11 protein-coding genes and 2 pseudogenes are annotated in these 15032 nt (G+C 40.1%); 6 read left to right on the top strand and 7 right to left on the bottom strand.

The genetic code is table 11. The features are described from left to right. Positions 1-275 precede the first annotated feature (275 nt). Positions 276-1094 (top strand): AraC family transcriptional regulator, encoded by an 819-nt coding sequence (locus tag FTU91_RS13210; protein ID WP_096902758.1) that lies wholly within the window; start codon positions 276-278, stop codon positions 1092-1094. A 27-nt stretch (positions 1095-1121) separates the two neighbouring features. Here the strand turns inward: FTU91_RS13210 and FTU91_RS13205 are convergent, their stop codons facing one another. After that, positions 1122-1718, bottom strand: a complete 597-nt coding sequence (locus FTU91_RS13205) for a LysE family translocator (RefSeq protein WP_074163998.1) — start codon at positions 1716-1718, stop codon at positions 1122-1124. Between the two features lie 426 nt (positions 1719-2144). Here FTU91_RS13205 and FTU91_RS13200 point away from each other — a divergent pair, with 426 nt between their 5' ends. The 3 genes from FTU91_RS13200 (at position 2145) to FTU91_RS13190 (ending at position 8037) form a co-directional block, all read left to right on the top strand. Further along, positions 2145-3308: an efflux RND transporter periplasmic adaptor subunit gene (locus FTU91_RS13200; protein WP_032073150.1), complete on the top strand. Its 1164-nt coding sequence runs from the start codon at positions 2145-2147 to the stop codon at positions 3306-3308. Continuing rightward, positions 3305-6409: a multidrug efflux RND transporter permease subunit gene (locus FTU91_RS13195; RefSeq protein WP_270915313.1), complete on the top strand. Its 3105-nt coding sequence runs from the start codon at positions 3305-3307 to the stop codon at positions 6407-6409. The genes FTU91_RS13200 and FTU91_RS13195 overlap by 4 nt, the downstream gene beginning before the upstream one ends. A gap of 113 nt (positions 6410-6522) precedes the next feature. Beyond that, the gene (locus FTU91_RS13190) at positions 6523-8037 is read left to right on the top strand and encodes an MFS transporter (protein WP_032073148.1); all 1515 of its coding nucleotides are present in this window, start codon (positions 6523-6525) and stop codon (positions 8035-8037) included. A 103-nt stretch (positions 8038-8140) separates the two neighbouring features. On the opposite strand, the gene adeS is transcribed toward FTU91_RS13190, so the two are convergent. The 3 genes and pseudogenes from adeS to FTU91_RS13175 form a co-directional block, all read right to left on the bottom strand. Then, entirely contained in the window at positions 8141-9247 is a 1107-nt protein-coding gene (adeS, locus tag FTU91_RS13185) for a two-component sensor histidine kinase AdeS (protein WP_032073131.1), read from the bottom strand. After that, positions 9237-9965: an efflux system response regulator transcription factor AdeR gene (gene adeR, locus FTU91_RS13180; RefSeq protein ID WP_032073130.1), complete on the bottom strand. Its 729-nt coding sequence runs from the start codon at positions 9963-9965 to the stop codon at positions 9237-9239. The genes adeS and adeR overlap by 11 nt, the downstream gene beginning before the upstream one ends. Before the next feature lie 269 nt (positions 9966-10234). Continuing rightward, positions 10235-10603, bottom strand: a pseudogene (locus FTU91_RS13175) (IS1-like element ISAba3 family transposase); the annotation flags it as partial. Positions 10604-10927: 324 nt separating this feature from the next. Between FTU91_RS13175 and FTU91_RS13170 the strand changes: the two are divergent. Together FTU91_RS13170 and mph are read left to right on the top strand one after the other, a co-directional pair. Further along, positions 10928-11281 (top strand): annotated as a pseudogene (locus FTU91_RS13170) (HD domain-containing protein); the annotation flags it as partial. 969 nt (positions 11282-12250) lie between these two features. Next, a complete protein-coding gene (gene mph, locus FTU91_RS13160) occupies positions 12251-13138 on the top strand; it encodes an Mph(E)/Mph(G) family macrolide 2'-phosphotransferase (protein ID WP_071830579.1) in 888 nt (295 codons plus the stop codon). Positions 13139-13211: 73 nt separating this feature from the next. Here mph and FTU91_RS13155 read toward each other — a convergent pair whose 3' ends face one another. The 3 genes from FTU91_RS13155 to sul2 all read right to left on the bottom strand — a co-directional run bounded on the left by FTU91_RS13155 (position 13212) and on the right by sul2 (position 14888). Beyond that, entirely contained in the window at positions 13212-13676 is a 465-nt protein-coding gene (locus tag FTU91_RS13155) for an ATP-binding protein (protein ID WP_071830580.1), read from the bottom strand. A gap of 61 nt (positions 13677-13737) precedes the next feature. After that, a complete protein-coding gene (locus tag FTU91_RS13150; RefSeq protein WP_071830581.1) occupies positions 13738-13986 on the bottom strand; it encodes a phosphoglucosamine mutase in 249 nt (82 codons plus the stop codon). Between the two features lie 86 nt (positions 13987-14072). Next, on the bottom strand, positions 14073-14888 hold the full coding sequence (sul2, locus tag FTU91_RS13145) for a sulfonamide-resistant dihydropteroate synthase Sul2 (protein ID WP_001043260.1): 816 nt from the start codon (positions 14886-14888) through the stop codon (positions 14073-14075). Positions 14889-15032: the final 144 nt, after the last annotated feature.

Below are 15032 nucleotides of genomic sequence, written 5' to 3'. Positions count from 1 at the left end.
CGATATTTACAAGTTAGTGAATAGCTTATTGGGATTAGCAACTAAATTTAGTTTAACTTATAAAAATCATGAAACACTGTTCGAATTTTAAGCGTGGAACATGAATAATCAATAAAAAGCCGCTCTGCTGGTGCCCTATATTTCAGAACGGCTTGCTTTAATATAATGATATTTAAAGAGAAATATCAAGCATTACGTATAACGTGTATTATGTTAATTTTAGGAAAAGTGAAAAATAATCTACAATAGAATCTACGAAAAATTGGCCATCAATTATGCCTGATTTCTCCAGTGGAAATAATTGGATTGTGAGATCCCCCACTCAAAATCATAAATTAGAAAGAATTGAAGCATTTCTTTCCAATTATGCTTATAAACCTCACCGACATGATACTTATGCTATTGGCAGGACTCTTTCCGGAGTTCAAAACTTTCATTACAAAGGTACATTGCAACATAGCTTGCCAGGCATGACTATGGTTCTACACCCGGATGAAAAGCATGATGGTGAATCAGGAACATTAGATGGCTATCGCTATAGAATGATTTACACCGAACCAGCGATGATCCAAACCATTTTAAAGGGTAAACCTTTGCCTTTTATCAGACATGGCTTAAGTAATGATATTCGCCTGTTTAGGGCAATGGATAGCTTTCTAAATAATATAAATAATTATATGGATACCCTAGAAGAGGAAGATGCTCTATTTGATTTGGCAACTACACTGTGTGAAATTTCAGATACTTCATCTAACCAAAACAAAAAATTTGACTACAAGGCAGCAGAGAGAGCGCGTGAGTGTATTTTGGCGTATCCACATGAAAACTTAAGTTTGTCAGATTTAGAGAAACATGCTGATCGTGACCGCTGGAGCCTTTCTCGTGATTTCCGATTATTATTTGGAACTAGCCCACACCGTTATATGATCATGCGTCGCTTAGAAACAGTTAAGTTCTACCTTGCTCAAGGGGAGTCTATTGTTAATGCTGCTTTAAATGCAGGCTTTTTTGATCAGAGTCATATGACCAGACATTTTATAAAAACATTTGGTTTAACTCCCACTCAATGGAAAATGATAAATATTAAAAGATAGCCGTTCGATTTGAACGGCTAATTTGTCCTACAGCAGATTTATTCCATTAAGAAAATCTTTGAACATAAAAAGCCCTGATAAAATCAAGAGTATACCCATCAGCTTATTTAGCCGATTAAACCAGATAGGATTAGCAATTTTGTTGCCTAATACTTTTCCAACCAGAGCATAGGTGAATGGTGCGCCAACAGCACCAAGTGAAATCAGTAAAGAAACTATCAAGATCATGATTCCTGTGATTTTGGCTGCAGGGTACATAATTGTCGTAACAGGTAGAATGACGAGAATGGCTTTTGGATTTAATAACTGAATAAATAAGCCATTTAAGAATGTTAGATGGCTTTCTTGCTGTTGAGTTGTTTCTACATTCGCCCTAATCATTTTTATAGCCAAGTAGAATGTATAAATTGCACCCGCTAAAGCAATATAATGAATCAATCCATGTGGAATAACAGCTTCACCTATATAGCCAAACAATACGAATAAGATCAACATGGCGAAACCAATGCCTAGGTAAAATCCTATAGTCTTTTTTAATTGACCTGTAAGGCCAGAATTTAGCCCCATAAAATTTACAGGGCCTGGGCTATACATAACGCTTAATGTATAAAGAAATATTTCCACAGAGTTCACTCAATTAGATAGCAATAAACATCAAAGAGAGAACGGTATCGAGTTATAGGCCTTAAAGATTGTACGTTTGTGCTGAACTAATTAAAAATTTCTATTTAACTTATGTTCACCTAAAGTTCACTTCATAAGTGTATAAAGAAACTATGTATTGTATTTTCAATTGCTTATATAAATATTAGTCTTGGTTTAGAATTTTAAAGTTCATGAACTATGAGAAAAAACTAAGATACGATCAAAATTGTAGAACAACAAAATTATTTATACTAATTTACAAGCCACGCTGTTTAAGCGTGTCATTAAAAAATAAATCTTTTAATCTCTCCACACAATCTCCACACAATCTCCACACAACATCAGCAATTCATAAACACTGCTATTTCAAAATAGTAGTATCTAAAACCCCCCCTCTGAAAAAGCATGTCAACACATTATCATTTAATAGGTTCAATACTTATTACAACTGTACTTTTAATCGGCTGTACACAAGCCAAAGATGCTGAACAGTCCCCAACAGAAATGCCACCAGCGGTTGTCAGTACCATCACGGTATTACCGCATTCCATGAATTTAATTGAAAATCTTCCAGGCCGTGTTGTCGCTTACCGTATTGCTGAAATTCGCCCGCAAGTAGGTGGAATTGTTGATAAAGTACTTTTTAAGCAAGGCTCTTATGTGCAAGCAGGTCAACCGCTTTTTAAATTGAATTCTGAAATATTTCAGGCAGATGTAAAAAGCAATCAAGCCACTTTAAACCGTGCACAAGCTGAGGTGACACGTTTGCAGGTGCTGTTAAAACGCTACACTGAATTAGTAAAAGTAAATGCGGTTAGTCAGCAGGAATACAACAATACCGAAGCAGATTATCAAAAAGCAAAAGCCGATGTGGCGCAAATGCAAGCCATGTTAAGCAGACAACAACTTAATCTTAAATATGCGACTGTTACAGCCCCTATCTCGGGAACGATTGGTGAAATCTTAGTGACTGAGGGTGCATTAGTTGGTCAAGGTGATACTAATGCAATGGCCGTAATACAACAGATTAATAAAGTCTATGTTGATGTAAAGCAATCAATTAGTGATTATGAAAAACTACAGGAAGCTTTACAGCAAGGTGACGTGTCAAATACCAAACATACGGTTGAAATCCTAAATAGTCAGGGTAAACCTTATAACGTTACAGGTGAAATCCTATTTTCGGATACTAAAGTTGATCCTGATACGGGTGATGTCACAATCCGTATTTTAGCCAATAATGAAAATCAAAAACTTTTGCCAGGCATGTATGTTCGAGTCAATATGAGCCGAGCTCAAGTTGAAAATGCGCTCCTAGTTCCAGAACAAGCGATTCAACATGATATTAGTGGTAAAGCCAATGTTACGATTGTTAATCAAAAAGGTTTAGCGCAAAGCAAGCCTGTTCAGCTTGGTCAACGTTATCAAAATAACTATGTGATCAAACAAGGGTTACAAGCAGGTGAGAAAGTCATTGTTGAAGGGGCTGATCGTATACAGCCTGAGCAAAAATTAAAAATTAAGCAGTGGCAACCTACAAATATTAAGGAAAATGGAGGACAGCAATAATGTCCCAATTTTTCATTAGGCGTCCTATTTTTGCATGGGTGATTGCTTTATTTATTATTCTGTTGGGTGTACTAAGCATCCCCAAGTTACCTATTGCACGATTCCCAAGTGTTGCGCCACCACAGATTAGTATTACGGCAATCTATCCAGGTGCTACGCCAAAAACATTGAATGATAGTGTTGTGACCTTGATTGAGCGGGAAATGTCAGGTGTCAAAAACTTACTTTATTACAGTTCAAGTTCAGATAGTTCTGGAACAGCAACAATCACCGCAACATTTAAACCAGGTACAGATGTAGAACTTGCACAAATTGATGTGCAAAACAAAATTAAAGCCATTGAGTCACGCTTACCTCAAACAGTGCGACAACAAGGGCTGATGGTCGATGCTGCGTCGTCTGGTTTTTTAATGATGGTGGGCTTAAGTTCACCGAATGGCAAATATAGTGAAATTGATGTCAGTGACTATATGACTCGCTATGTGATTGAAGAATTAAAGCGGGTTGACGGTGTTGGTAAAGTCCAAAATTTTGGTGCTGAAAAAGCCATGCGGATTTGGGTCGATCCAGATCGTTTGGTTTCTTATGGATTGAGTATTCAAGATGTGAATACAGCCATCCAAAACCAAAACTTGCCGATATCACCAGGTCGTATTGGTGATGTTCCTGCTTTGACGGGGCAACAAATTACTATTCCTTTAACTGCTCAAGGTCAATTAGAAACTGTAGAGCAATTCAAGAAAATTAGTTTACGTGCTCAACAAAATGGCGCCAATGTTCGACTGTCGGATGTCGCTCGTGTCGAAATCGGGGCACAGATGTATAACTTTGCGATTTTAGAAAATGGCAAAGCCTCTACAGCTGTGGCGATACAAATGAGTCCTGGTGCCAACGCTGTCAAGACTGCAGAAGGTGTTAAAGCGAAAATTGAACAGTTAGGTTCAGCACTGCCTGATGGTATGAAATTCTCTATACCTTACGACACTGCACCTTTTGTAAAAATCTCGATTGAAAAAGTAATCATGACATTGCTTGAAGCTATGGCATTAGTTTTTATTGTCATGTTTATCTTTTTACACAATGTTCGATACACCTTAATTCCGGCGATTGTTGCACCGATTGCATTGCTTGGCACATTCTCAGTCATGCTGCTTGCTGGTTTTTCGATTAATGTGCTGACCATGTTCGGTATGGTGCTTGCGATCGGGATTATTGTCGATGATGCGATTGTGGTCATTGAGAATGTTGAACGCATTATGGCGACAGAAGGCTTATCTCCAGTTGAAGCCACATCTAAAGCCATGAAGGAAATTACCAATCCGATTATTGGCATCACCTTAGTGTTAGCCGCTGTATTCTTGCCGATGGCATTGGCGTCAGGCTCAGTGGGGATTATCTATCGTCAGTTCACCATTACCATGTCGGTTTCAATTTTATTCTCAGCTTTCCTTGCACTGACATTAACCCCTGCGTTATGTGCAACGATGTTAAAACCGATTGATCAAGACCATCAGAAAAAGGGTGTTTTTGCATCGTTTGATCGCAGTTTTGAGAAGCTGAACAATCGCTATGAACGCAGTTTATTTAAAGTAATTAAACATAAAACCCTCGCAATGTTATGTTTCTTAGGCATTGTCATTGTGCTGATTTTTAGTTTTAAACACGTTCCGACTGCGTTTATGCCAGAAGAAGATCAGGGGTGGTTTATGACTTCGATTCAACTTCCTGCGGATGCAACTCAAGAACGTACCCGTAAAGTCGTTGCTGAGTTTCAAAATTATTTAGACCAAGAAACGGGGATTAAAGACAATATGGCGGTCTTAGGTTTTGGTTTTAGTGGATCTGGTCAGAATACAGCGATGTATTTTACCAATCTATTGCCATTCGAAGAGCGTACTATTACGGCACAAGAAGTCGTGAATAATGCCAATATAGCGATGGCTGAAAGTTCAGAAGGTCAAACCATGTCTGTGTTACCACCAGCAATTGATGAATTGGGTAACTCATCTGGTTTTTCACTGAGATTATTAGATCGTGGCAATATTGGCATGCCTGCTTTAAGAGAAGCACAAGATCAGCTTTTAGCATTAGCAGCACAAAGTAAAATCGTGGCGGAGGTCTATCCTGAAGGTTTGCCAGATGGCAGTTCTGTACAGCTTAAAATTGATAGAGATAAATTGCAGGCATTAGGTGTTAATTTCAGTGATGTGACCGATATTATTTCAACCTCAATGGGTTCGATGTATATCAATGATTTTCCAAATCATGACCGTATGCAGCAAGTCATTGTGCAACTTGATGCCAAATCACGCATGAGTATTGAAGATATTCTTCAGATTAAGGTGAACAGTCAAAGCGGTAAATTGGTTTCAATGTCTGAAATAATTACTCCAATTTGGCAACATTCCCCACAACAATACAATCGTTACAACGGTCGTCCATCATTGAGTATTTCTGGCAGTCCAGCAGCAGGTATATCTTCAGGACAAGCCATGACTGAGATGGAAAATTTGATTGAACAACTTCCGAAAGGTGTGGGTTATGAGTGGACTGGGATTTCTCTAGAAGAAAAACAGTCGGAATCACAAACCTTGTTTTTATTACTGTTGTCGATGTTAGTCGTTTTCCTTGTCTTGGCAGCGCTTTATGAAAGCTGGTCAATTCCATTCTCTGTGATGCTAGTTGTCCCTCTAGGGTTGATTGGCGCCTTTTTAGCAGTAATGTTACGTGGTATGCCAAATGATATTTTCTTTAAGGTCGGCATGATCACGATTATTGGTCTATCTGCAAAGAATGCTATTTTGATTGTTGAGTTTGCAAAAGCACTAAGAGAAGAAGGAATGGGTTTAGTGGAGGCAACCGTTGCAGCCGCTAAATTGCGCTTACGTCCAATCCTAATGACATCTTTGGCATTTACCTGTGGCGTTATTCCTTTAGTCATTGCCAGTGGCGCTAGTTCTGAAACTCAAAAAGCGATTGGTACAGGCGTCTTTGGCGGCATGATCAGCGCAACAATTCTAGCTGTTATTTTTGTACCGATTTTCTTTATTGTCGTCATGAGCATGGTTGAGAAATTCTCGAAACGTAAAGCGGCACATTAAGCATCAAAACTGAGAATAAAAGCTGTGGGTTAACGAGTTTAGCCCACAACAAATCTTTCATTTACATCTTTATTTCAGAATTGATTTAATAAACCATCAATATAGGTTTAATCATGAAAGCTACCAATCTTGATCCGAAACGCTGGTGGATATTGCTCGCTGTCGTGCTTGCATTTCTGCCGATTGTGATTGATATGACTGTACTGCATGTTGCGGTTCCCTCATTAACCCAATCGCTGAGTGCCACAAGTAACCAAGTCTTATGGATTATTGATATTTATCCATTACTTATGGCTGGACTTTTAGTTCCGATGGGAACTTTGGCTGATCGTGTCGGCAATCGTAAGATTCTGCTGATTGGCTTGGTTATATTTGGAATTGCCTCAGTCCTTGCGGCATTTTCCCAAACGGCTTCTATGCTGATTGCCGCACGTGCTTTATTAGCATTAGGCGGTGCCATGATTATGCCCTGTGTATTGGGTATTATTCGCAGAACCTTCGAAGACAGTCGCGAACGTGCCATTGCGCTGGGTATTTGGGGCACAATCGGATCAGCCGGTGCCGCCATTGGACCGCTCATTGGTGGGGGATTGTTAGAATATTTCTGGTGGGGTTCAGTTTTCCTGATTAACGTCCCAATCATGCTGGTTGTCGCACCAATGTGCTATTTCTTATTGTCCCGAAAAGAAGCTATAACCCCTGGACATTGGGCATTTGGTCAAGCGCTATTGCTGATTGTCGGTTTGATTTCGTTTGTATATGCACTAAAAGCAGGCTTAGGCGGTAAACAGTCGTTGTTGATTGTCTTGCCTTTGGTCGTTTTATCTATCGGCTTATTAACCATATTTGTACGCAAACAGCTGAATTCTCCTCAGCCGATGCTAGATCTTTCGCTATTTTCACGTCCTGCTATTTTAGCCGGCATTATTATGGCAATGGTTGCTGCAGGCGCTTTGGCAGGGGTTGAGTTAACTTTGGCAATGGAGCTGCAATATGTCATTCGTTTAACACCGCTGCAAGCCGGTCTTTTTATGGTTCCGATTATGGTTGCGGCCGCTATTGGCGGGCCTATTGCTGGTTTTTTATCCAATAAATTTGGACTCCGTCTGGTTGCGACCATGTCATTAATATTGGCAGCAATTGCGTTGGTCAGTTTGAGTTATTCAGATTTTCATCATCCGGGAATCATCGTTCCCTTTATTTTAGCTTCGATTGGATTAACACTGAGTATTGGTTTAACAGCTTCATCCATTGCGATCATGGGCTCAGTACCTGCAGAAAAGGGCGGTGCGGCAGGTTCACTTGAAAGTACAGGTTATGAACTGGGTACAGGACTAGGTATTACTTTATTTGGTGTTTTCATGGCCTATATATTTGGCAGTCATCTTCAAGTGCCGTCAGATTTAACTGCTGTTTTAGCAGAAAAAGCCAGACTTTCGATTGGTGATACCTATTTAGTGGCGAGCCAGTTACCCGTTGAACAAGGTACAGCATTGATTAACGCAGGTAAAATTGCCTTCAGTTCAGCTCATGTTAATTTATTATTAACAGCAGGGATTATCATCGGGATACTCTCCATTGTGGTATTTTTTATGCTAGCTAAATATCGAGATGAGAATTCATTGTGATGAAATTTATTTGAGGATCATCAAACAGAATGGTTAAGTTCAGACATCAATTTATCTTAAATTTATGGTTTAAATTAAGCCGTATTAATCTGAACTTAACACATTATAAATGAGTTGATGTCTTACGATTTAGTTGAATAGTAAAACAGCTGCCACCTAAGTTTTTGGATTTAGAATAATAAATATGACCTTGGTGTGCTTCAATAATTGCATCAATCACTGCCAAGCCTAATCCAGTACCGCCATCTAGACATGATCTAGAGTCTTCCAGTCGATAGAAGGGTTTGAACAGGTGTTTAAGATGCGATTCATCAATACCAGGACCTTCATCTTCAAACGTCAATACCCAATGTTCTGCTGTGGTTACAGATGTAATATTTATTTTTCCAGCATTCGAATATCTTAGAAAGTTAGAGAACAATGCAATAAAGACCTGTTCCATCCTTCTTATATCAACGCAAACCAATTTATCCGTCAAATTTAAAACAATAGTTAAACCTTTAACATGAAACCGTTCATTAAACATCTGCAGACATTTTTCAATACTATTTTTTAAATTGGTCTTTTCTAGTTCTAATCGTAATTGTTTATTTTCAATAAGTGTCAGTGTCCGTAAATCTTCCACAAGGTAAGATAAGCCTTCGACTTGGTTCAATAAGCTTAGGTGTAAAGCTTTATCGGCAATAAATATACCATCGACAATACCTTGCAAGCGACCTTGTAATATTGTCACAGGTGTTCGTAATTCATGTGCAATTGCAGCATTCCAAACAGTTGAATTCTTAACTGATACTTCAAGTTGGTTTGCCATTTCATTGAAGTTCTCAATAAGAGACTTGATTTCATGTGGAATATCATGATGTGGCTGTTTAATTCTGAGTGCTAAATTGCCTTGTTGAATTTGTTGAATAACATCTGCTAAATCACTAATTGGCTGTGTATAGCGTTTTCCATATTTAAAGGCGAGGATAGTAGAAAGAAAAAAGCCTGTTAATAGCACTAAAAACAGCCAGATAAAGTCAACGGAGGTAACTGAAAATTCATTTGAATTAATAACTTGTGTATTTAGAAAACCTATTTTTATCGCCCAGCTATAAACAAAATAGCCAATCATGAAAGATAACAGCGTAATGCCTAAATTGAATAGGCTCATCATGATAATAAACTGGAAGTTAATTCCAACAGAATTTTTAAAAAAGTTAAATTTCATGATTTTGATCTAAGCGATACCCCACGCCACGGACATTGATTAATAAGCCATTTACATCATTTTCTTCAAGTTTTTTGCGTAATTTGCTGATATGGCTATCTACAGTGCGATCTAAAGCATCACTTTCAGGCATACAGTTTTGGATCAATTCATTACGTGTAAAGACTTTATTCGGTGTTTTTGCCATCAAAAACAGTATCTTATACTCAGTTAACGTAAGGTTGAGCAACTGATTTCTTTGACCATTTGAAATGTAAACTTGATGATGATCTGGATTAATTTCAATATTTCTATAACGAATAATATTAGTTATTTCCATATTTTGGCTTGTACTTCGTCTAAGTACGGCTTGTATTCGTGCAATCACTTCGTTTGGGTTAAATGGCTTAATAATAAAGTCATCAGCACCCATTTTTAGCCCCATGATCTTATTCACTTGATCATCTAAGGCAGTCAGCATAATGACAGGTAAATGACTTGTTTGACGGATGATTTGTAGAATTTCCCAGCCATTTAGTTTGGGTAATTTAATATCAAGGAGAATCAGGTCGATAGAGTTGGCTTTTAGGCACTCTAAAGCTTGTTGTCCATCCAATGCACGGATGACCTGCATGTTTTCATTTTTTATGTATTTTTCAAGAATGTCACCAATATCATAATCATCTTCTACAACGAGAATGACGCTGTTTTCGAAGCTGTGCTGTAGATTTGGATACATATATTTTATCTTAGATGAAGTAGCTATGCATTTTAACATTTAATTGTGTAATGGAGATGATTAGACGAGCAGTCATTTATATTTGTAATTGAGGGGTGACATATAATAAAATTCGTTGCATATCAGTATTAATGAACAAAATGTCAATTATCATTCATTTAACATAATGGCTGTTATACGAAACGAGAGTGTTAGAACCCATTTAAAGTGTCTATATTCTCACCAATAAAAATGTCCGGTTTCTCCGAGGTAAAATATGACTTTTGAACAAAAATAAGCCATTGTTTATTCTTTTTATTTCCAACAAAATTCCAGAACTCATCTACTTCGAGAGATTCATAATGACTTTGCTGAGGCTGAATTTCATAGGTTGATTCAGTTAAAGTACGTAAAACTTTACCGATACTGATGCGCTCAACTTCAGCAATATCTCGTATACCGCTGCCTCTGACCATCAACTGTAATATTTTACGAGTAATACCTGACTTACATCCTAGATAGCTCAGTGCATGATCACCAATAAACTGACGTTTACAGTCTTTGCACTGATAGTTTTGTTTCCCATCTACTTTGATACCATTTTTCTTTATACTATCACTGAGGCAGGTTGGACATTTGATTGCTAGAGTTATTTGCATTTCTCTATTTTATCAAAATCCAATCGGCTTTTTCTTCAGCATACTTTTTGAAACACTACCAATAATCATACTACGCAATTTTCTTTTATAAAAGGAAATATTGTAAACTAAATACGAAATGGTATCTTCATTAAATCATATCATCTCGGAGATACAGCGAAAAGAAAATACAATTTTGTTTTCTTAAAAACCAAAGACCAGGATTAACATCTTGGTCATTGTGCTTTTCAACCAATATCAACCAAAGCCACCAAAAAGATTACTTAACATAGGTTCATTGCCTGATTTTTTTATTCTTGAGACCTTAGCAGAAAATAATGTGATATGAAATATAAGGACATAGGAGAATCAGAGAAATTAGACCAAGTAATCAAAGAGATGAAAAATATTTTCAGAACTGTACCATATGGCGTCGATCACACAATGAAGGTGTTAGAAAATACACGGACGATTATTGAAAGAGAAAATGTAGACAGTCAGACTGGTTGTATTATAGAGTTAAGTGCTGTTTTACACGACATAGGTTCTGTGGAAGCATTACGCAAATATGGATCAATGGAGGGACATCTCCAAGAGCAGGAAGGAGTACCAATTGCAAGAAATATATTAAATGAACATAATTATGAACCATTCGTAATTGAAAGAGTATGTTATATAGTTGGAAACCATCATACGCCTGAAAAAATAGATGGAAAAGATTTTCAGATTCTTTGGGAGGCAGACCTTATTGAAAACATGCAAGTTATGGATTGCACTAAGGACACAGAAACCTTAAGACAATTTGTTTCAAAAAAAATCAAAACACAAGCGGGTAAGGCGCTTGCTTTATGTAAATACAGTCCTGCATTGAAGACCCTATAGTGATCAAGCAGATCCTTGATCACCTGAAGCACAAAGCCGAAACCAGCGGGACCAGGGCGTTACCCGAAAGCCGGGCGCCACCGGCTGAGCTGCTCCTGGGTCTGTTTGACTGACGAGCCTGAAGGCCAACGATACCAATCAAAATGCTGCGTTCACAGCGCCGCGGCAGGGATCCGCCGTGCTGGTTGTCGGAAAAGGAGCCGCTAGTGGGAAAGAGGAGGGTAAATTTTCAGCGTTGCTGGCTCCCCGTCAGCCGGATTGGGTTGCATCGCAGGGGTGTCGAAAGAGTCAACTGCGGTCCAAAGCTGTTGGACTTGGGTGAAAAGGGCGTTTATTCTTCCTATACGTGAACCGCATCCTACGGAATGAGTAACCCTTGCCCTATTGTGAGTAGAACGTCGTATAATTCAAACGAAAGCAGTTAATAGGTATGAAATATCACAGCACAAAAGAGCGACAGGACATGTTTAGATGATGTTATTATAAAATAATAACATCATGGATGAATAAAAAATAATTTTCTATCTTTACAACTATGTTATACTTCTATGATAAGGCTATGATGGCAAAGCCTTGGTTTTCCTAATCAAATAGTCGCCGAGATGGCTTCAATGCGACAGTAGGTCTACTGTCTCACAATTAATTCATGTATCAGATTTTTGTTCCCTGATGGGAAGTGTTATCCATACGAAAAGAATATGGGTAAAGTGTTACACCTGTATATGACATTCAGAATGTCCTGTCGGGGGAACTGGTACCAATTTAATAAAAGAAAACAGTATAGAAATGACAATCGAAGATATGCAAACATTAGCCCTAGAGCATGGGCTGAGAATTTCGGAAGAGATGAGCGTCAATGAGATGGGCATCGACTTTAGAGTTGCCTTTGTAAAGGAAGTAAACGGTGAGAACTGGGTACTCCGTATACCTCGAAGAAGCGATATGCTTGAACAAATCGAAAATGAAAGTAGAATATTGGATTTAGCCAAAAGAAACCTGTCGATCAATGTCCCTGATTGGAAAATTGTATCGGAGCGCCTAATAGCCTACCCTTTACTGGAGGATGCGCCTGCTCTGACATTCGATGCGATAACACATGAGGTTTCTTGGAACATAGATCGCGATAGCATAGCTTATGTGGAGTCTCTGGCAAAATCATTGGCCGAATTACATCGTATTACAGCTGACGATGTGAGAAAGAGCAACTTGAAAATAATGACTCCAAGTGAATTGAGGACCGAAATAGCTGACCGTATCCACTTGGTGAAATCTGAGATAGGTATCAGCGAGCCGTTGGAAAACAGATACCGTAGATGGTTGGACAATGACCCTTTGTGGCCTGAATTCACTTGTTTCATCCATGGCGATCTCTATGCAGGGCATGTCTTAACCTCGAAGGAAGGTAAGACCTCTGGTATCATAGATTGGTCTACTGCGCATATGGGTGATCCTGCACTGGACTTTTCTGGTCACGTATCGGTTTTTGGAGAGGATAGCCTGAAGAGTTTGATAACGGAGTATGCTAAACAAGGCGGAACGATATGGGATAGGCTCTACGAACAATCTATAGAGAGGGCTGCTGCAGCTCCATTAGCATATGGCGCTTTTGCGGTAGAGTGCAACGACGATAATCATATCAATGCCGCCAGAGCAGCCTTAGGTATTGTTCAATAAAATGATGTGAGGATACTTTTTTAAATGCTAAAATAGGAGTTCGATTGGTGCCACTTAAGAGTATCATTGATTTCTATTTTAGCCAGTATCCTCCACTTTTAGGAGCTCCTCGAAACTCGATTTTATGATCATCTCTTAAGATTTTGAGCCACCGCTCTACTATCTTGACAGGAACTAATAGCTCGTTTACTAAAAATGGTGCACGCTTTCCTGGATTAGTTCTTATCTGATTAAATAGTAGATTTACTCCCTCACTTACTCCCTCATTAGATTCGAAAAGTAGCTTTGATGAGACAATAACTCGAAAACCGTGCTGGAAATTTTCAAAGACAGGGGGACGCAGACCATAGGATGCGAAGCCTTCTTGGATTCGTTTGATGCCTGACCCATATTTTTCAATAAAATGCGCTTCTTTGAACGTGGCAGATATCCTTTTATTGCGCGCCCATGGCGAGTAATCTTCACGAAGAAGCTGATCAATCGTTAAGTTATCAGCTAAACCACCTGGATTGAAAAACTCTATGGAATTGTAATACACCCTGATTATGGAATCGGCAAATTAATTTGGACTTGGGTGAAAAGGGCGTTTATTCTTCCTATTACGTTGTCGGCAGCGGGCCAAAAAGGAATACGTCCATGCCCATCGAGGTGAAACCGGCTGTGAGCGCGGGTTCAAGCATATAGCCCGACAGGCGCGTATCCTTGCCGATCACGACACGATGGCGGTGGTCACCGCGACGAAAGACACGGCCAGCCGCCATGCCGACGCGCAAGGCGGTTTCCGCCGTCATCGCGCCTTCGTTGGCTTTGCCACGAATACCGTCTGTGCCGAAATATTTGCGCACCATAAGGTCGATTATCCTGTCGTCGGGTCGCCCTCAAAGGGGACATGCCTGCTGAACCGCGAATATAGAGAAATATCCCGAATGTGCAGTTAACGAATTCTTGCGGTTTCTTTCAGCGCCGCCAATACCGCCAGCCCGTCGCGCAAGGGGCGCGGCTCGTGTGTGCGGATGAAGTCAGCTCCACCTGCGGCGGCGGCAAGCTCTGCAGCGAGTGTCGCGGCCCCGACATCCCCCGGACCACGGCCTGTGAGCGCGCGCAGAAAGGATTTGCGCGAAACAGACAGAAGCACCGGCAAATCGAAGCGCAGCCGCAATTCATCGAACCGCGCCAGCACCGAGAGCGAGGTTTCGGGAGCAGCCCCCAGAAAAAACCCCATGCCGGGATCAAGGACAAGGCGGTTGCGTTTGATACCGGCACCCGTCAGCGCCGCGATGCGCGCGTCAAAGAACGCCGCAATGTGATCCATGATGTCGCCAGCGGGTGCCTCGCGCCGATCTGCCTGCCCGTCTTGCACCGAATGCATAACGACGAGTTTGGCAGATGATTTCGCCAATTGCGGATAGAACGCAGCGTCTGGAAAACCGCGAATATCATTGAGATAGGCCACACCACGCGACAAGGCATAGGCTTGCGTCGCGGGTTGATAACTGTCGAGCGAGACGGGAATGCCATCTGCCTTGAGCGCGTCCAGCACCGGCGCGATACGCGCGATTTCTGTGTCGGACGAAACAGGCGCGGCGTCGGGATTGCTGGATGCCGGACCGAGGTCGATCACATCTGCCCCCTCGGCCATCAGCTTACGCGCCTGCGCAATGGCTGCGTCTGGCGCCAGATACCGGCCTCCATCGGAGAAACTGTCCGAGGTTATGTTGACGATGCCGAAAATGATGAGCGATTTATTCATGGGGGCTTCTATAATAATCTCTGTACACGACAAAAATAGATAACTCATTGAAATAATGTCACAATAATTGTTTTCTAACGACGAATACTATGACACATCTCAATGAGTTATATCTTATCTTAAACAAATCTCTAAAATGGAACA

Origin of the sequence: Acinetobacter sp. YH12201, assembly GCF_013418145.1 — a bacterium.
GTDB lineage: Bacteria > Pseudomonadota > Gammaproteobacteria > Pseudomonadales > Moraxellaceae > Acinetobacter.
Note: the sequence above shows the minus strand (reverse complement) of the source record. Positions and strands in the feature narration are given on the sequence as shown.